At 62.9% G+C, this 17,082-nt stretch carries 20 protein-coding genes; 9 read left to right on the top strand and 11 right to left on the bottom strand.

All coding sequences use genetic code 11. From position 1 onward, the window contains the following. Positions 1–2: 2 nt before the first annotated feature. From hslU to hslV, 5 genes are read right to left on the bottom strand one after another with little or no spacing between them, the layout of a single operon-like run. Positions 3–1,313, bottom strand: coding sequence for an ATP-dependent protease ATPase subunit HslU (gene hslU, locus GGQ99_RS16180; RefSeq protein ID WP_108606147.1), 1,311 nt, complete (start codon positions 1,311–1,313; stop codon positions 3–5). Between the two features lie 29 nt (positions 1,314–1,342). Continuing rightward, the gene (locus GGQ99_RS16175) at positions 1,343–2,413 is read right to left on the bottom strand and encodes a hypothetical protein (protein WP_183263328.1); all 1,071 of its coding nucleotides are present in this window, start codon (positions 2,411–2,413) and stop codon (positions 1,343–1,345) included. Continuing rightward, entirely contained in the window at positions 2,413–3,012 is a 600-nt protein-coding gene (locus GGQ99_RS16170) for a DUF2585 domain-containing protein (protein WP_183263327.1), read from the bottom strand. Before GGQ99_RS16170 ends, GGQ99_RS16175 begins: the two co-directional genes overlap by 1 nt. Continuing rightward, positions 3,009–3,530, bottom strand: a complete 522-nt coding sequence (locus GGQ99_RS16165; RefSeq protein ID WP_183263326.1) for a GNAT family N-acetyltransferase — start codon at positions 3,528–3,530, stop codon at positions 3,009–3,011. The genes GGQ99_RS16170 and GGQ99_RS16165 overlap by 4 nt, the downstream gene beginning before the upstream one ends. Further along, positions 3,520–4,068, bottom strand: coding sequence for an ATP-dependent protease subunit HslV (hslV, locus tag GGQ99_RS16160; RefSeq protein WP_108606144.1), 549 nt, complete (start codon positions 4,066–4,068; stop codon positions 3,520–3,522). Before hslV ends, GGQ99_RS16165 begins: the two co-directional genes overlap by 11 nt. A gap of 190 nt (positions 4,069–4,258) precedes the next feature. Here hslV and hisB point away from each other — a divergent pair, with 190 nt between their 5' ends. Genes hisB through coaA form a run of 7 tightly spaced genes read left to right on the top strand, consistent with a single transcriptional unit; the run spans position 4,259 to position 8,871 of the window. After that, positions 4,259–4,858, top strand: coding sequence for an imidazoleglycerol-phosphate dehydratase HisB (gene hisB / locus GGQ99_RS16155; RefSeq protein WP_108606143.1), 600 nt, complete (start codon positions 4,259–4,261; stop codon positions 4,856–4,858). A 2-nt stretch (positions 4,859–4,860) separates the two neighbouring features. After that, positions 4,861–5,337, top strand: coding sequence for a DUF2628 domain-containing protein (locus tag GGQ99_RS16150; RefSeq protein WP_183263325.1), 477 nt, complete (start codon positions 4,861–4,863; stop codon positions 5,335–5,337). Between the two features lies 1 nt (position 5,338). Further along, complete coding sequence (gene hisH, locus GGQ99_RS16145) at positions 5,339–5,989, top strand: imidazole glycerol phosphate synthase subunit HisH (RefSeq protein WP_183263324.1); 651 nt, start codon at positions 5,339–5,341, stop codon at positions 5,987–5,989. Continuing rightward, positions 5,986–6,750: a 1-(5-phosphoribosyl)-5-[(5-phosphoribosylamino)methylideneamino]imidazole-4-carboxamide isomerase gene (hisA, locus tag GGQ99_RS16140; protein ID WP_183263323.1), complete on the top strand. Its 765-nt coding sequence runs from the start codon at positions 5,986–5,988 to the stop codon at positions 6,748–6,750. Before hisH ends, hisA begins: the two co-directional genes overlap by 4 nt. Further along, positions 6,747–7,532: an imidazole glycerol phosphate synthase subunit HisF gene (gene hisF / locus GGQ99_RS16135; RefSeq protein ID WP_183263322.1), complete on the top strand. Its 786-nt coding sequence runs from the start codon at positions 6,747–6,749 to the stop codon at positions 7,530–7,532. The genes hisA and hisF overlap by 4 nt, the downstream gene beginning before the upstream one ends. Positions 7,533–7,551: 19 nt before the next feature. After that, positions 7,552–7,878 (top strand): phosphoribosyl-ATP diphosphatase, encoded by a 327-nt coding sequence (locus GGQ99_RS16130; protein ID WP_108609620.1) that lies wholly within the window; start codon positions 7,552–7,554, stop codon positions 7,876–7,878. A 30-nt stretch (positions 7,879–7,908) separates the two neighbouring features. Beyond that, complete coding sequence (gene coaA / locus GGQ99_RS16125) at positions 7,909–8,871, top strand: type I pantothenate kinase (RefSeq protein WP_108606138.1); 963 nt, start codon at positions 7,909–7,911, stop codon at positions 8,869–8,871. A gap of 59 nt (positions 8,872–8,930) precedes the next feature. Here the strand turns inward: coaA and GGQ99_RS16120 are convergent, their stop codons facing one another. From GGQ99_RS16120 to GGQ99_RS16100, 5 genes are all read right to left on the bottom strand, one after another. Further along, positions 8,931–9,548 carry an alpha-ketoglutarate-dependent dioxygenase AlkB family protein gene (locus GGQ99_RS16120; protein ID WP_183263321.1) on the bottom strand — a complete coding sequence of 206 codons (618 nt, stop codon included), beginning with the start codon at positions 9,546–9,548 and terminating at the stop codon, positions 8,931–8,933. Between the two features lie 101 nt (positions 9,549–9,649). Next, on the bottom strand, positions 9,650–10,165 hold the full coding sequence (gene lysM / locus GGQ99_RS16115; protein ID WP_055981896.1) for a peptidoglycan-binding protein LysM: 516 nt from the start codon (positions 10,163–10,165) through the stop codon (positions 9,650–9,652). An 80-nt stretch (positions 10,166–10,245) separates the two neighbouring features. Beyond that, entirely contained in the window at positions 10,246–10,683 is a 438-nt protein-coding gene (gene arfB, locus GGQ99_RS16110; protein WP_183263320.1) for an alternative ribosome rescue aminoacyl-tRNA hydrolase ArfB, read from the bottom strand. 88 nt (positions 10,684–10,771) lie between these two features. Next, on the bottom strand, positions 10,772–12,382 hold the full coding sequence (locus tag GGQ99_RS16105; RefSeq protein ID WP_183263319.1) for a phosphoenolpyruvate carboxykinase: 1,611 nt from the start codon (positions 12,380–12,382) through the stop codon (positions 10,772–10,774). Between the two features lie 441 nt (positions 12,383–12,823). Continuing rightward, on the bottom strand, positions 12,824–14,083 hold the full coding sequence (locus GGQ99_RS16100) for a M20 family metallo-hydrolase (protein WP_183263318.1): 1,260 nt from the start codon (positions 14,081–14,083) through the stop codon (positions 12,824–12,826). Between the two features lie 142 nt (positions 14,084–14,225). Between GGQ99_RS16100 and GGQ99_RS16095 the strand changes: the two genes are divergently transcribed. Further along, complete coding sequence (locus GGQ99_RS16095) at positions 14,226–14,795, top strand: HutD/Ves family protein (RefSeq protein ID WP_183263317.1); 570 nt, start codon at positions 14,226–14,228, stop codon at positions 14,793–14,795. Positions 14,796–14,822: 27 nt separating this feature from the next. Here the strand turns inward: GGQ99_RS16095 and GGQ99_RS16090 are convergent, their stop codons facing one another. Beyond that, positions 14,823–15,455 carry a cupin domain-containing protein gene (locus GGQ99_RS16090; protein ID WP_183263316.1) on the bottom strand — a complete coding sequence of 211 codons (633 nt, stop codon included), beginning with the start codon at positions 15,453–15,455 and terminating at the stop codon, positions 14,823–14,825. A 400-nt stretch (positions 15,456–15,855) separates the two neighbouring features. Here GGQ99_RS16090 and GGQ99_RS16085 point away from each other — a divergent pair, with 400 nt between their 5' ends. Beyond that, positions 15,856–16,995 carry a M24 family metallopeptidase gene (locus GGQ99_RS16085; protein ID WP_183263315.1) on the top strand — a complete coding sequence of 380 codons (1,140 nt, stop codon included), beginning with the start codon at positions 15,856–15,858 and terminating at the stop codon, positions 16,993–16,995. The last annotated feature ends 87 nt before the right edge of the window (positions 16,996–17,082 follow it).

The following is a 17,082-nucleotide window of genomic DNA, read 5'->3' as shown; positions in this document are numbered from 1 at the left end:
TTTTAGAGGATGAACCGCGACAGGTCGGTGTTCCTCGAGAGATCGCCGACATGCTTTTCGACATAGGCAGCGTCGATCTTGACCGAGGTGCCGTTGCGATCGGGTGCGTCGTAGGAGATCTCGTCGAGCACGCGTTCCATCACCGTCTGCAGGCGCCGCGCGCCGATGTTCTCGACCGAGGCATTGAGGTCGACCGCGATGCCGGCGAGCGCATCGATGGCGTCGTCGGTGAATTCGAGGTTGACGCCTTCGGTGTTCATCAGGGCGATGTACTGCTTGATCAGGCTGGCCTCCGTCTCCGTCAGGATTCGACGGAAGTCGTCCTTCTCCAGCGCGCGCAGCTCGACGCGGATCGGCAGGCGGCCCTGCAACTCCGGCAACAGGTCCGACGGCTTGGCCACGTGGAACGCACCCGAGGCGATGAACAGGATGTGGTCGGTCTTAACCTGCCCGTACTTGGTCGCAACCGTCGTGCCTTCGACCAGCGGCAACAGATCCCGCTGCACGCCTTCGCGCGACGGCCCGCCATGGACGTCGCCCCCCCGGGCGATCTTGTCGATCTCGTCGAGGAAGACGATGCCTTCGTTCTCGGTGACCTCGAGCGCCCGGCGGACGACCTCGTCCTGGTCGAGCAGCTTGTCGGACTCGTCGCTGATCAGAAGCCCGTAGGATTCCTTGACGGTGGTCTTGCGCGCTTTGGTGCGCTGGCCGCCCATCGCCTTCGACAGCATGTCGTTGATGTTGAGCACGCCGACATTGCCGCCGGGCATGCCGGGGATGTCGAAGCTCGGCATGCCGCCGGTGCCGGTGTCGGCGACCTGGATCTCGATTTCCTTGTCGTCGAGTTCGCCGTCGCGGAGCTTTTTCCGGAACGAGTCGCGGGTCGCCGGGCTGGCGGTCTTGCCGACCAGCGCCTCGAGCACGCGCTCCTCTGCGTTGACATGGGCGCGGGCCTCGACGTCCTCGCGCATCTTCTCGCGCACCAGGCCGATGGCGACCTCGACGAGATCGCGGATGATCTGCTCGACGTCTCGACCGACATAGCCGACCTCGGTGAACTTGGTCGCCTCGACTTTGACGAAGGGCGCACCTGCGAGCTTGGCGAGGCGGCGCGAAATTTCGGTCTTGCCGACGCCGGTAGGTCCGATCATCAGGATATTCTTGGGCATGACCTCTTCGCGCATCTGGCCTTCCAGCTGCTGCCGGCGCCAGCGGTTGCGTAGCGCGATCGCCACGGCGCGCTTGGCGTCCTTCTGGCCGATGATGAAGCGGTCGAGTTCGGAAACGATCTCACGGGGAGAGAATGTGGACATGGCGTTACTCTCGAATACTCAGTTGGGGCTTATGTATGGGCTGGAAGCCGGACCGCAAGGGCGCCGGGCAGCAGTGGCACAAGGGTCCGCCGCAGCGCATGCCAGCCGGCGCTGAGCAGCAGCACCAGGGCGCCGAGCACCAGCATGGTCAGCGGCACGACGCTGTCCGCCAGCCCCGCCTTGACGACCAGCGAGCCGAAGGCAAAACCGGCGTAGGACAGGCCGGAAACAAGGATCGCGCGCCTGTCGACGACGAGGGCGACCAGCGCCAGTCCAATGAAGATCGCCAGGATGCTCCAGGCGGAGATCGCGTCGGAACCGCCTTCGCCGACGAGCCCGCTGATCAGCGGATGGACGATCAGCGGTGCTGCCAGCATGTGCAGCCAGAACGCGATGTCGGTGCGTCGGGTCTGGCGTTGCGGGTCGCTGAGGTCGAACCGCATGGCCAGCGCGAACACTGCAACGCCGCAGGCGAGCAGCAGGGGCTTGGCCGTCTGGATGGCGAAATCCGGCAAGACCATGAAAAGAATCCCGATGGCCGAGGCGACAAGGGCGGCTACGCCGGCTGCGATCGTCACCGGCACGCGGAAGCGCTGGTAGTGCAATGCGGTTGCCGCGGCGGTTGCAAGACCGGCGACAACGATCGGCAAGCCGCCGTGGTTGCCGAGACCCATGCCGAAACTGAGGTTGGGGTTGAAGGCTTCCGCAACCGTCGAAAAGACCGCTCCGGCATAGACCAGAAGCAGCACGATGCTGGGCAGCGCCATGCGCTGCCGGCGGGTGAAATACTCGGCCAGAAGCCAGCTCGCCACGGCGATGGCGGCGAACATGCCGGTGTTGCCGATCATGTCGCCGGAGAAATAGCCCAGGGCGCCCAGAAACAGCCCAAGGCCGATGGTGACGAAGATATCGCTGAAACCGCTGATGAACCGAAATTTTTCGTCGTCATGCGGCTCCCTGTCGAGGGTGCTCGCACTCGCACTCTCCAGGTCCCGCAGCCCTTGTGCCTGCTCTGCCGTCAGCAGGCCGTTTGCGACTGCGGCGAGCAGGGTATCGGGCGATATGCCTGGCGCTTCTGACGGCATTGCAAGATTGGTCATCACATGACCCCCGCCTGCCACTGCTTGATCGCATCGAGCGGATAGACCAGCATGATGACGTTGAGCGTCAGATTGTCCCGAATGACGTAGCCGACGCCGATCTCAAAGATGAGGGCGAGGGCTACGATGCTCCATACAGGAAGCCGCGCGGCCATCACGAAGCCGAGCACCATGGCCAGGGTGTCGAACACCGAGTTCAGGACACTGTCGCCGTAGTAGTCGAGGGAAATGGTCCCCTCGCGGTAGCGGTTGATGATGAAGTCGCTGTTTTCGACCAGCTCCCACGCCACCTCGATACCGATGGCGACCGCCAGCCGGAAACCGAGCGAACTCTTGGGCGCGAGCCAGCTCAGCAGCGCATAGAAAAGGAAACCGTGGATGATGTGCGAGAAGGTGTACCAGTCGGAAATGTGCTGGGAATTCTCCGAGCTCTGCACCACCCCGTGCCACAGCTTGACGTATCCGCACTTGCAGATCGCCGGATGGCCCATCCAATAGAGCGCGACCGCCTGCCCGGCGATCATCAGCGCTGCGACCAGCAGCCACCAGCCGAGTTTTTCGCGTTGCGCGGCGGCTTCACGGTCCTGCGATATGCTCATGCGTCGAAATCCCCCTCCTCCGCGTCGCGCGCCATCATTTGCGCGGGACCGTAAATCGACGTGCGTGTGTCGAAAGCCACGAACCCTGCCTTTTCGTAGGCTCGGATGGCCCGCTTGTTGGACGGATCCGGATCGATGATCACGCGTGGAACGCCTTCCTCGAACAATTCCTCGACGAACTGTCGTAGGATCGCCGAGCCGTGGCCTTTTCCGACCAGCTCAGGCACGCCGATGGTCAGATCGACGCCGAGCGTGCCGAAAGGCTGGTCCTGGTAGGGATGGTCGTCCTCCAGATGTGGGTCGTAGCTCTGGAGATAGCCGATCGGCTTGCCGTCGAGCTCGACGATCAGCGGCTCGACCGAGATGCTGTCGATATGTTCTTCGATCGAGGCCAGTTCTTCGGCTGCATCGCCCCACCATTCTGCGACATGCGGCGCTGCCAGCCATCTGGCCAGCAGCGGCAGGTCCTTCTTTTCGACGGGCCGGAAGTCGTAGCGCAAGGCTGGCTCAGCCGGCATCGAGCGTTTCGATGACGAAGCTGTGGTTGGTGTAGACGCAGATGTCGGCGGCGATCTGCATCGCCTTGCGGGCGATCTCCTCGGCGTCCTTGTCGGTGTCCATCAGCGCACGGGCCGCGGCCAGCGCATAATTGCCGCCCGAGCCGATGGCCATCACGCCGAATTCGGGCTCCAGCACGTCGCCGGTGCCGGTCAGCGCCAGCGACACGTTCTTGTCGGCCACCAGCATCATCGCTTCGAGGCGGCGCAGGTAGCGGTCTGTGCGCCAATCCTTGGCGAGTTCGACGCAGGCGCGCGTCAGCTGGTCGGGATATTGCTCGAGCTTCGCCTCGAGCCTTTCGAGCAGGGTGAAGGCGTCGGCCGTGGCGCCGGCAAACCCGGCGATCACATTGCCCTTGCCGAGGCGGCGAACCTTGCGGGCATTACCCTTCATGATGGTCTGGCCGAGGCTGACCTGGCCGTCGCCGGCGATCACTACCTTGTTGCCCTTGCGCACCGTCACGATGGTCGTGGCGTGCATGCTCTGTTCGTTGGACATATGTTGCTCCGATGGCGCACGGCCCCTTCGAGGCGGCTCGGGCGTTACGAGTGGAAGTTCGATCTTATGTATGACGCGGCGCAAGGAATGCAAATCCGCATGCCGCATCACGAAATGCCCTTTCGCGGCGATTGGCAAGCGGTCGCTCATGCTGCTATTAGGCACTCGTTTTTGAGGACAAGGATCCGCCATGGCCCCCCGTTCCGCCGAAGTCAGCCGCAAGACCAAGGAAACCGAGATTTCCGTCTCGGTCCATGTCGACGGCACCGGCCGTTCGGAGATGGCGACCGGCGTCGGCTTCTTCGACCACATGCTCGACCAGCTGTCGCGGCATTCGCTGATCGACATGAAGGTCTCCGCCAAGGGCGACCTGCACATCGACGACCACCACACCGTCGAGGATTGCGGCATCGCGCTCGGCCAGGCCTTGTCCAAGGCGCTGGGCGACCGCCGCGGCATCATGCGCTATGCCTCGATCGACCTCGCCATGGACGAGACGCTGACGCGCGCCGCCATCGACGTGTCGGGCCGCCCGTTCCTGGTCTGGAACGTCGCTTTCTCGGCGCCCAAGATCGGCACCTTCGATACCGAGCTGGTGCGCGAGTTCTTCCAGGCGCTGGCCCAGAACGCTGGCATCACCCTGCATGTCACCAACCATTATGGCGCCAACAACCACCATATCGCCGAAACCTGCTTCAAGGCTGTGGCGCGCGCGCTGCGCATGGCACTTGAAAGCGACCCGCGCCAGCCTGACGCAGTACCCTCGACCAAGGGCAGCCTGAAGGGATAGCCATGGCCATCCATGTCGTCATGGAGCCGCCCGCCAAGGCGGGAACCAGCGCTTCGGAAAGCGCCGTCTTCATTCGCGACGGCTTCCATTTCTTCGGCTTCATTGCGCCGCTGCTGTGGTTGCTGTGGCACCGGCTCTGGCTCGAGGCGGCGATGACCTTTGCCGCCACCCTGGCGCTTGCCGCGGCCAGCGAATGGGCGGGGCTGACCTTTGCCGCACCGCTGCTGCCGCTGCTCATCTCGCTCTATGTCGGGCTCGAAGGCGGTGCGCTGCGCATCGCAGCCCTTCGCCGTGCCGGCTGGCGCCAATGGGGCGTGATCGAGGCGGATTCGGTCGAAGACGCCGAAATGCGCTACCTCTTCGCCGCTGAAGCCGACGAAGAGCCGACATCGGCTGCCGTCGCCATCTCCCCTGCCACGCCCCGGCCTCAACCTGCTGGCGGAGCGCTCGGCCTCCTGCACTATCCCGGAAGAAACTGACATGCGCGTTGCCATCATCGACTACGGCTCGGGCAATCTGCGCTCGGCGACCAAGGCCTTCGAACGTGCCGCCCGCGAGGCCGGCATAGCGGCCAAGATCGAGCTGACCGCCGATGCCGAGCGCGTGCTTTCCGCCGACCGCGTCGTGCTGCCCGGCGTCGGCGCTTATGCCGATTGTGCCCGTGGCCTGCGCGCCGTCGACGGCATGTGGGACGCAGTCGAGGAGGTGGCCATCCGCAAGGCGCATCCCTTCCTCGGTATCTGCGTCGGCATGCAGCTGATGTCCGAACGCGGGCTGGAAAAGACCGTCACCAATGGCTTCGGCTGGATATCGGGCGACGTCAAGGAGATCACTCCGTCCGACCCGTCGCTGAAGATTCCGCAGATTGGCTGGAACACGATTCACGTGAAACATGGCCACCCCGTCTTCGACGGCATTCCGACGGGACCAGGCGGCCTGCACGCCTATTTCGTGCACTCATACCATCTCGACGCAACCGACGAGAGACAGGTGCTGGCCAGCGCCGACTATGGCGGCCGGGTCACTGCCGCGGTGGCGCGCGACAACCTGGTCGGCACGCAGTTTCATCCTGAAAAGAGCCAGGCGCTTGGCCTTGCCCTCATCGCCAATTTCCTGAGGTGGAAGCCATGATCCTCTTTCCGGCCATCGACCTCAAGGACGGCCAGTGCGTACGCCTCAAGCTTGGCGACATGGACCAGGCGACCGTCTACAACAACGACCCCGCTGCCCAGGCGAAAGCCTTTGAGGACCAGGGCTTCGAATGGCTCCATGTCGTCGACCTCAACGGCGCCTTTGCCGGCGAGAGCGTCAACGGTGCGGCCGTCGAGGCAATCCTCAAGGCGACGAAGAACCCGGTCCAGCTCGGCGGCGGCATCCGTACGCTTGCCCATATCGAGAGCTGGCTGGAAAAGGGCCTCGCCCGCGTCATCCTCGGCACGGTCGCCGTGCGCGACCCCGAACTGGTCAAGGAAGCTTGCAGGAAATTCCCCGGCAAGGTCGCCGTCGGCATCGATGCCAAGGGCGGCAAGGTCGCCGTCGAAGGCTGGGCCGAAGCGTCGAGCCTCGGCGTCGTCGAGTTGGCGAAGAAGTTCGAGGGTGTCGGCGTCGCCGCCATCATCTACACCGACATCGACCGCGACGGGGTGCTTGCCGGCATCAATTGGGATTCGACCATCGACCTCGCCGAGGCCGTGTCGATCCCGGTCATTGCCTCTGGCGGTCTCGCATCGCTCGCCGACATCGTCCGCATGACCATGCCGGATGCGAAAAAGCTCGAAGGTGCGATTTCCGGCCGCGCGCTTTATGACGGTCGCATCGACCCGGCTGAGGCGCTGGCCATCCTGCGCGGCACTCTGAAGCCTGAACCCGGACTGTTCGAGGAACGGAAATGACCCTCAAGGCCCGTGTCATCCCCTGCCTCGACGTCAAGGACGGCCGCGTCGTCAAGGGCGTGCAGTTCGTCGATCTAATCGACGCCGGCGATCCGGTCGAGGCCGCCAAGGCCTATGATGCCGCCGGTGCCGACGAACTCTGCTTCCTCGACATCACAGCGTCCTCCGACAACCGCGAAACCATCTTCGACGTCATCGCCCGTACCGCCGAGCAGTGCTTCATGCCGCTGACCGTCGGCGGCGGCGTGCGCCAGGTTGCCGACATCCGCAAGCTGCTGCTCGCCGGCGCCGACAAGGTGTCTATCAACACGGCTGCCGTGAAGAACCCCGACTTTGTCGCCGAAGCCGCCGACAAGTTCGGCAACCAGTGCATCGTCGTTGCCATCGACGCCAAGAAGGTTTCGGTGGCGAATGAAGCCGATCGCTGGGAGATCTTCACCCATGGCGGCCGCGAGCGCACCGGCATCGATGCGGTCGAGTTCGCCCGCAAGGTCGTCGATCTCGGCGCCGGTGAAATCCTGCTCACGTCGATGGACCGCGACGGCACCAAGATCGGCTACGACATCGCCCTCACCCGTGCGGTGGCGGACGCCGTGCGAGCGCCGGTCATCGCTTCGGGTGGCGTCGGCAACCTCGACCACATGGTAGCAGGCATCCGCGAGGGTCATGCGACGGCGGTTCTTGCCGCTTCGATCTTCCATTTCGGCACCTACACCATTGCCGAGGCCAAGGCGCACATGGCAAAAGCGGGTTTGCCGATGCGGCTCGACCCGATTGGCTGACTTTGTTGCCGAGGCCAAGATGAGCGGATTTTCCCTTGCCGACCTGGAAAAGATCGTCACCGAGCGGGCACGTTCGGGCGATGCCAATTCATGGACCGCCAAGCTTTACCAGGGCGGCATGGAGCGGGCGGCCAAGAAGCTTGGCGAAGAGGCGGTCGAGACCGTCATCGCCGCGGTCAAGGGTGACGATCGTGCCCTCGTTTCGGAAAGCGCCGATCTCCTTTATCATTGGCTCGTCGTGCTGGCTGTCGCCGGCGTCCCGATGGCCGAGGTGATGACCGAGCTCGAGCGCCGCACCTCGCAGTCGGGTGTCGCCGAGAAGGCAGCGCGGAAGAACGAGGGCTGACCACTGGTCAGGTCCCGCAGGGGAGGTTCGATGGATCAACTCGCGCCGACGGACAAATACTCACCCTATTGGTTCTTCTCGGCCGAGCATTGGGCCGGTTTCGGCGCCGACATGTCGATGACCCTGACCCAGGACGAGGTGGCGCGGCTGAGCTCGATGTACGAGCCCATCGATCTCGTCGAGGTCCGGCGCATCTACCTGTCGCTGTCGCGTCTGCTCTCCGCCCATGTCGAGACCAGCCAGCAGCTGTTTCGCCAGCGCCAGCGCTTCTTCAACTCGGACAAGAAGGGCACCAAGACGCCCTTCATCATCGGCATGGCGGGGTCGGTCGCCGTCGGCAAGTCGACCACCGCGCGTATCCTCAAGGAACTGCTCACCCGCTGGCCGTCGAGCCCGAAGGTCGATCTCGTCACCACCGACGGCTTCCTCTACCCCAACGACGTGCTGCGCCGCGACAGCCTGATGGAGCGCAAGGGTTTCCCCGACAGCTACGATGTCGGTGCGCTGCTGCGCTTCCTCTCGGCGATCAAGTCGGGCCAGCCCAATGTGCGCGCGCCCGTCTACTCGCACCTGACCTACGACGTGATGCCGGGCGAGTTCGTCACCGTCGACCGGCCCGACATCCTGATCTTCGAGGGCATCAACGTGCTGCAGCCGCGCGAACTGCCCAAGGACGGCAACTTCGTGCCTTTCGTCTCCGATTTCTTCGACTTCTCGATCTACATCGACGCCGATGAGAGCATCATCCACGAGTGGTACATCGACCGCTTCATGCGGCTGCGCGAGACCGCTTTCCGCAATCCGCAGTCTTTCTTCCATCGCTACTCGCAGCTGTCGGAGGATGCGGCCCGCGCCATTGCCGAGGGGCTGTGGGCCAACATCAACCTGAAGAACCTGCGCGAGAACATCCTGCCCACGCGGCCGCGCGCCGACCTCATCCTCAAGAAGGGTGCCGGCCATCTCGTCGAGGAAGTGGCGATCCGCAAGCTCTGAAGGTCTTTTTGTTGGAGCATGGTCTTGTCCGAAAACCGGGGCCACTTTTCGGGGATGCTCTAGGCCGGCCGCGTCACGCGTCTTAGCGTGAGATTGATCCGCCCGCCCTGCTTCAGCAGCGCCGATGTCATCGGGTAGATGCGGTCGACGCCATGGAACGCCAGCCGCCCCTCCCCGCCGAGCACGACGACGTCTCCGCTTTCCAGCCTGAACGACACGGTGCGATCGTCGCGCCTTGTGCCGCCGACGCGGAACAGGCAGGCGTCGCCCAGCGACACCGACACCACGGGTGCGGCGAACTCCCGCTCGTCGCGATCCTGGTGCAGGCCCATCTTCGCAGTGTCCGTGTAGAAATTGACGAGGCAGGCTTCCGGAGGATGCGGATAGCCCGAAACCTCGCGCCAAAGCGCAAGTAGCGCCTCGGGGATCGGCGGCCACGGTTCGCCTGTGACGGGATGGGTCGGCTGGTAGCGGTAGCCGCCCTCCTTGTCGGTGACCCAGCCCAGCGAGCCGCAATTGGTCATCCTGACGCTCATTTCCTTGCCGGTCTTCGGCATGGCCGGCGTGTAGAGCGGTGCAGCCTTCACCACCTCGCGGATGCTCTCGACCAGGCTCTCCTGCACGTCGCGCGAGAGAAAGCCGGGCATGTGGCGGACGCCTTTGGGCAATACGAGCACGGTTCAGGTCCAGTTGGGTTGTCGCAGGCGACAATGTCAGCCGAAATGCAAAACGGCGACCCGAAAGCCGCCGTCCGCGAAATGATTTGTGCGAGGCGAGGTTACGCCGTCGCGATATCGGGGATGCGCAGCACCTGGCCCGGATAGATCTTGTCGGGGTGCGTCAGCATCGGCTTGTTGGCTTCGAAGATAACGGTGTATTTCGATGCCTTGCCTTTGCCATACTGGGCTTCGGCGATCTTCGACAGATTGTCGCCCTTCTTGACCGTGTAGAACACCGGCGCCTTGGCCGGCGTCGCCGCCTTGACCAGTTCGGTCATGTCGACCTTGCTGTCGAGCTTGAGACCGGAATCGGGCGCCACCACCTTCAACTCGTCGGCTTGCACCTTGGAGACGCCGAGCGTGTTGCCGACGGCGATCACCGCCTTTTCGAAGATCGACTGGTCCTTGACCACGCCCGTCAGCACGGCAGTGTCGCCCTTGACCACCACCTGAACGTTGTCGGTGCCGAGCTTGTGCGAATCGAGCTCCTTCTTCAGCGTGTCGGCGCTCGGTGCCTCGTCGTCGCCGAAGCCAAGCTTCTTGCCGACATTCTTGACGAAATCGAACATGCCCATTCGTAGTCTCCCTTGCTGTGGCATTCGCCGGAGCTTGGCACCTGCCTTGCCAAAATGGAAGCGGGATTGATTCCCAAGGCTTAATCGCCGTCGACGCGCCCGCGCAGCTTCTTGACCGTCGAGCGGCCGGCCTTGCTTTTCAGCCTTCGCTCGACCGAGCCCTTTGTCGGCCTGGTCTTCTTGCGCGGCGGCGGTGGCGGCTCGGCAGCCTTGGCGACAAGTGCCACCAGCCGCGCCCTGGCGTCGGCCCGGTTCTGCTCCTGGGTGCGGTAGCGCCCCGCCTCGATGACGATCACGCCCTCCTTGGTCGCCTTCTGGCCCGCGAACTTTATGGTGCGCTCACGCACCCGCTCGGGCAGGCCCGGCGCATTGGCCGCATCGAAGCGCAGCTGCACGGCTGTGGCGACCTTGTTGACGTTCTGGCCGCCCGGCCCCGACGAGCGGATGAAGTTCTCCTCGAGGTCGTCGGGATGGATGACCACGTCACTTGCGATGATGATCTTGTCGTCGGCACTCATGCGCCAAGTCATGCCGTGGTGCGGCCGAAAAGAAAAGGCCCAGCACTTGGCCGGGCCTTTTTCGAGATCGTTACGCCAGGTGCCGTGGTTATTCGGCGGCTTCCTGCGTGCGCGGTGCCGCGCCGCGCACCGAGGCGTCGACATGGCTTTCGAACTTGCCGAAGTTGTCGATGAACATCTGCACCAGCTTCTTGGCCTGGCGGTCATAGGCAGCGCCGTCGGCCCAGGTTGAACGCGGGTCGAGTATCTTGCCGTCGACGCCGGGAACCGAAACCGGCACGGCGAAGCCGAAATGGGCATCGGTGCGGAATTCGACCCCATTGAGCGAGCCGTCGAGGGCGGCAGTGAGCAGCGCGCGCGTCGCCTTGATCGGCATGCGCGAACCCGTGCCATAGGCGCCGCCGGTCCAGCCGGTGTTGACCAGCCAGCAATTGACGCCGTGGTCGGAGATCAGCTGGCGCAGCAGGTTGCCGTATTCGCTGGGGTGCCTGGGCATGAACGGTGCGCCGAAGCAGGTCGAGAACGTCGCTTCCGGCTCGGTCACGCCGCGCTCGGTGCCGGCGACCTTGGCGGTATAGCCGGACAGGAAGTGGTACATCGCCTGCGCCGGCGTCAGCTTTGCGATGGGCGGCATCACGCCGAAGGCGTCGGCCGTCAGCATGATGATGTTCTTCGGGTGGCTGGCGCGCCCGGTGGCGCTGGCATTCGGGATGAAGTCGAGCGGATAGGCGCAACGGGTGTTTTCGGTACGCGAGCCGTCGTTGAAGTCAGGCACGCGGTTCTCGTCGAGCACGACGTTCTCGAGCACCGTGCCGAAACGCTGGGTCGTCGCAAAGATTTCCGGCTCGGCTTCGGCCGACAGGCGAATGGTCTTGGCGTAGCAGCCGCCTTCGAAGTTGAAGATGCCGTCCGGGCCCCAGCCATGCTCGTCGTCGCCGATCAGCGTGCGCTTGGGATCGGCCGACAGCGTCGTCTTGCCGGTTCCCGACAGGCCGAAGAACACGGCGGCGTCGCCATCGGGCCCTTCATTGGCCGAGCAGTGCATGGGCATCACGCCGCCCGCCGGCAGGATGTAGTTGAGCGCGGTGAAGACCGACTTCTTCATCTCGCCGGCATATTTGGTGCCGCCGATGAGCACGATCATGCGCGTCAGATCGACCGCGATCAGCGTCTCGCTGCGGCCGCCATGGCGCGCCGTGTCGGCCCGGAACGACGGCAGGTCGATGATCGTCATCTTCGGCGCGAAGCCGGCCAGTTCAGCCGTTTCCGGGCGGATCAGCAGGTTGCGGATGAACATCGAGTGCCAGGCGTATTCGGTGATGACGCGCGTCGGCAGGCTGAGCGAGCGGTCGGCGCCGCCGATCAGGTCCTGGACGAACAGGTCCTTGTCGGCCGCATGGGCCAGGAAATCTGCATGCAGCGCGTCGAACTGCGCTCGCATCATCGCATTGTTGTTGTCCCACCAGACCTGGGACTCGGTGTTTTCGTCGCGCACGACGAACTTGTCCTTGGGCGAGCGGCCGGTGTACTGCCCCGTGTCGGCAACGAGCGCGCCATGGGCAGTCAGCCGGGCCTCGCCGCGACGGACCGCCTCTTCGACCAGCAGGGCAGCGCCAAGGTTGTAATGCACGGTGCCCGACGTTTTGAGCCCTGCCGTTTCGATCCCGTTGGCGGGATTACGCTTACCGACTTCCGACATTCGGTGAACCCTCGTTCGATTTGACGCCAATGTCCGGTCTTCGGGCCGGACGCCGCTGTCCCCGAGGGACCGAGGCAGCCAGAAACAGAAAAGCCAAGCGATTTCAAATCATTAATCGATTTAAATATTTTAGAATTTATCTAAATCGTTTAAATGACGGGGATTAGTCCCACCTTGCCGGGTAGGCAGGCAGGTTGTGGTTTTGTTGCGGGAGCGATCTTGGTGGCCGAGGTTTTGTCGAGCGCAGCCATTTTGCCGATGCGGCTTCGGCGCTGTGGCTCAACTGGCGACTGGTGTATGTCGAGGATCTCATGCCGCACGATGCGCATGTGCAGCACCGAGATCGAGATGATGCGGAAGTGGCGAAGTTTGCTTCGCGAGCAGCAGCTCTAAGCAATGATGCCACCCATCTATCTGCGTCGTGGCAGCAAGTTGCCTGGATCAGCTTTGTGCCAGAGCCACAATAGCGGCAATCGCCACCTCGGCGCCGGCCAGCGCATCATGAGGTTCGATCCGTTCGAGGGGATTGTGGCTAATTCCGGCGGCACAGGGAATAAATACCATTGCAGTCGGGCAAAGTGATGCCATGTGCGTGGCGTCGTGGAAGGCACCCGAAGTCATGCGGCGATAGGAACGTCCGCTGGTTCTTGCGCCTTGCTCGAGAAGGCCGATCACCCGCTCGTCGAAGGAGACCGGGCTCAGTGTCATCACCCTTTCCATTTCGACGGAACAGCCGGACCAGCTCCTTTGCGCCAGTTCCGTGAAAACCTCATCGAGGGAGGTGAGCAGCGCGTCGTCGTTGTGACGCAGGTCAACGCTGAATTCCGCCCGTTCGGCGATTGTATTCGGGCTGCCCGGGAAGACTCGGAAGCGGCCGATTGTGAAACGAACGGCATCTTCGGAATCGATGGTGGGCGCCCGCAACGCCGCTGCCAGTTCCGCGGCTCCAACGAAGGCATCTCGTCGCGCGGCCCGCGGGGTGGTGCCTGCGTGGGCCGATGAGCCGTGCACCGTGACGCGATACCATCGCAGCCCTTGTATTCCGTCGACGATACCGACGGGCAGGCCTTCTCTTTCCAAAATGGGCCCTTGCTCGATATGAGGCTCGATGAATGCGTGAACCGGAAACCCCAGCTTTCGTTCACGTGCACCGGCGGCCTTTGCATCGGCAATGGTCGCTTCAAGTTCGTCGGCAAAACGCAGCCCGTCAGCGTCTTGCACGTCGCGGAGAGCGTCCAGTCCGATCTGGCCCGCGAAAAGTGCCGATCCCATGGCGCCCGGCGAGTAGCGGGAGCCTTCCTCGTTGTTCCAGACGACGACTTCAATTGGGCGCGCATGGACCAATTGTGCTCGCGCCGCCGCTTCCAGCAAGGCAAAGCCGGCCACCACGCCATACGCGCCGTCGTAGCGGCCACCATTGGGCTGGCTGTCGATGTGGCTCCCGAAAAGAACCGGATCGAGGTCGTCGATACCAGCCCGACGAAAGAACATGTTTCCTGCAGGGTCGATATGGCTGGTCGCGCCCAGTGCATCCGCCCATTCGATCAGCCGGCGGCGCGCGGCTCTTTCGGTCGCACTTAGGGCTGGGCGATCGACCCCCCCATCTGAACGGGCGCCGAATGTGGCGAGCTCCTGCAGGCGCCGCCACAATGCTTCGCCATCGATCGTAAGCGGGAGGCTCGATAGGGGGCTGCGATCCATAGGGGGCTCACTTCGGCAATTTTCGAATGCGCTACTTGAATATATATTTCTCTTGAGTCAAGTAGCTTGATAAATATGCCATAAGAATGACTGGAGTGCCGGATACCATCGAAGAGACCCGGCCTGCGGAAAGGATCGAACAATGGTTCAGACAATGGTGCGGGGTGCAGATCTGGTCGCCAAGCCCTGGCCCAACGGGCATGGCATCACCCGGGACGTTGCGGGAAAGCAATCGCTGGACAGACGAATCGACTGGCTTATCAGCATCGCGGACCTGACGAGGGATGCTGATTTTTCGTATTTTGCCGATTGTGACCGATACTTCACTCTGGTGGATGGCGAAGGGGTTGAACTGGCAGTCGGCGCGGGTGTGCCTGTGCGGTGCACCCCGCTTGTGCCATTCTTTTTTGCCGGCGACGTGCCTACCCGTTGTCGCGTGCGGACTCCCGCGCGCGCCTTCAATGTTTATGTGGCGCGGGACTACGGACGTATCGAGGTGTCGGCACGCATCGTCGCCGGCGGTCATCGCATTCGATTGGCCCACAACCTCGTCGCCGTCTATTGCGCTTTCGGGAAGCTAATCGCCGGCGACCACGTGCTTGGTCAGGGGGACACGCTTGTGGATCCCGGCATTCTTGAAGCCAGGGCCGGGGAGGCAGCGGGGCTGGTTTTCGTGCAAACGACTCAAGGGGTAGATCAGAGTGTCCTGTAGTGCCGAGTTGCAGAATATACAATTCTTTCAGAAGCTTGGTGGTGTATTCACCCACAGGATCGAGGCTTGGACGCTGCCCGGATTTCGATAGCCGTGCGGCAGTTTGGAGTTGAAAAAGAAGCTGTCACCGATGACGAGATGATAGAATTTATCTTCCACCTGCAACTCCAGCTCGCCCTCTAGCACATAGCCAATCTCTTCCCCTTCGTGCTCGATCAGGCCAGCGCTCGCCCCGTTCGGCGCCACAATATGCACGTTAGCCTGGAGCAGGATGCCGCGCGCATGGGGAATGAGGCGTTCAAGCGTGATCCCTTCTCCCTTTCGAAGAGGGTCCATGTGGATGAGAGGACGCTGTCCTGCGCGATAGACGAAAACCGGACCGCTCTCATCGAGGTCCGCGTCCGAGAACAGTGCTGCGATATTGATTTCGAGCGCTTTGACCAAGCGATGCAAGGTCGCCAGAGAGGGACGGACCCGGTCGTGCTCCACCTTCGAGACGAAGCTCTCCGAGCAGCCGGCGATGTCCGCGATCTGCCGCAAGCTCAACCCTTTGGTGAGTCGGGCATGCTTGAGACGGATGCCGATGGCCGGAGGCTGGTCGCGCTGATCGACGTCTTGGTGATCGCCTACGTTCAACTGCGCGCTCACTCGCTTTGCCATGCTTGCTCCTTAGGGGTCGCCGTTGTCACCATAATTGCCGGCGAGAGCGTTTGCAAAAGAAGAAATGCTGATTACTATTTATCGGACCGCATGATCATTGATCAAGTCACTTGACAGATATGATAGGCGGCGCCATGCTGGACAAAACGTGGATATGGGGGAGGTGTCCGTGTCGATGTCCCAGCAATTACTTGGCGATCAGGAGCTACTGTCCTTGAGGATGGGGCTGCGGTGCCTGCAGGCTGAATGCGGTCCTCGTTGCAGGCTATTCGCACTCTGCCGTCTACGGGACGATTTCTGATGTCCGCGCCAGACGTGCCGCGCCGTTCGCGCCTCCCAATCTGATTGTTCGCGGTCCGCCGGGCCGATGCCGGTACTAGAATCAACGGAAATGACTTCGATGACCAAGACTGTTCAGATCTCGACAGAAGAATTTGCTGGACGGCTCGCCGAAATACGCCGGCACATGAGGGCGTCCAAGGTGGATGTGGCTTTGTTTGACGAAATTGAAGCCATGACCTGGATCTGCGGCTACGCCAACTCGATGAACCGGTGGCGTTGCGTCATTGTCCCGATCGAAAGCGACCCGTTTATTCTCATCCGGGCGTTGGATGCCGAGCCATGCCGCCAGGGCACTTGGATCCGCGACGTTTACCCTTACCGCGATTGGGAAGACCCGATGCCGGTCCTCGCGTCGCTGCTGGCAGAGCGGGGACTTTCCAGCGCCGCCATGGGTCTAGACTACAACTCCTATGGCATGTCCTACTATAGGCTGGAGCGATTGAAGAGCGTTTTGCCCGGGCTCCGGACCGTGGATCTTGGGCAGTTGGCCAACGATCTGCGTCTTATCAAACTGCCTGCCGAGATCGAACTGCTCCGCCGTGCTTCGTCGATCGCCGACGAGGCCATGCGCCGCGCAGCCGCCGCCTGCGTTGTCGGCGGTTCGCAGCGGGATGCGGCGCGTGTCGCAACGGCTGCCTATGTCGAGCTCGGGAGCGACCTTGCCACGCACACGCTGATCTGCCCTGCAATAGGCGCAGACTTCATCCATGGACACTTCACCGACGGACCGCTTTCCCGCGGCGATGTGATTCACCTTGAGCTGATGCCGCGGGTGTCAGGGTACAGCGCGCGCCTCATGCGCTGCGTTAGCGTCGGTGAGCCGTCAGCGAAGCTCGCAGCGACGGCAGAAAAACTGATCGCCATTCAGGATGAGCAGATCGCCGCCTTGAGGCCGGGCGCTCTCGCATCGAAGGTCGATGGTATTCTCCGCGAGGGCGTCGTGCGATCTGGATTGAGGGACAGCTACGACAACATCACCGGTTACACGCTCGGGCACTATTTGACGCAGACGCCCCGATCCAGCGACTTCACCAGAACGTTTCACCCTGGCGCCGACTGGGTGGTCGAGGAGGGCATGGTCTTTCACATCTACGCCTCGGCCGACCAGGTTTCGATGAGTGAAACCGTAGCCGTCGGCTCAAACGGACCGGAGTTGCTTACTCAGTTTCCGCGCCGGCTGATCGTCAACGAGGCCTGAGCGCCCGAAGACTCTGATGTCTCGCCGCATAGCGCGGCCAGCCAACCAAATCGATGAATGTGCATTGCGCGGCCGAGGTTTCCGAGG

Source organism: Aminobacter niigataensis (assembly GCF_014200015.1).
Lineage (GTDB): Bacteria > Pseudomonadota > Alphaproteobacteria > Rhizobiales > Rhizobiaceae > Aminobacter > Aminobacter niigataensis.
This window is presented reverse-complemented; position numbering and strand designations above follow the sequence as displayed.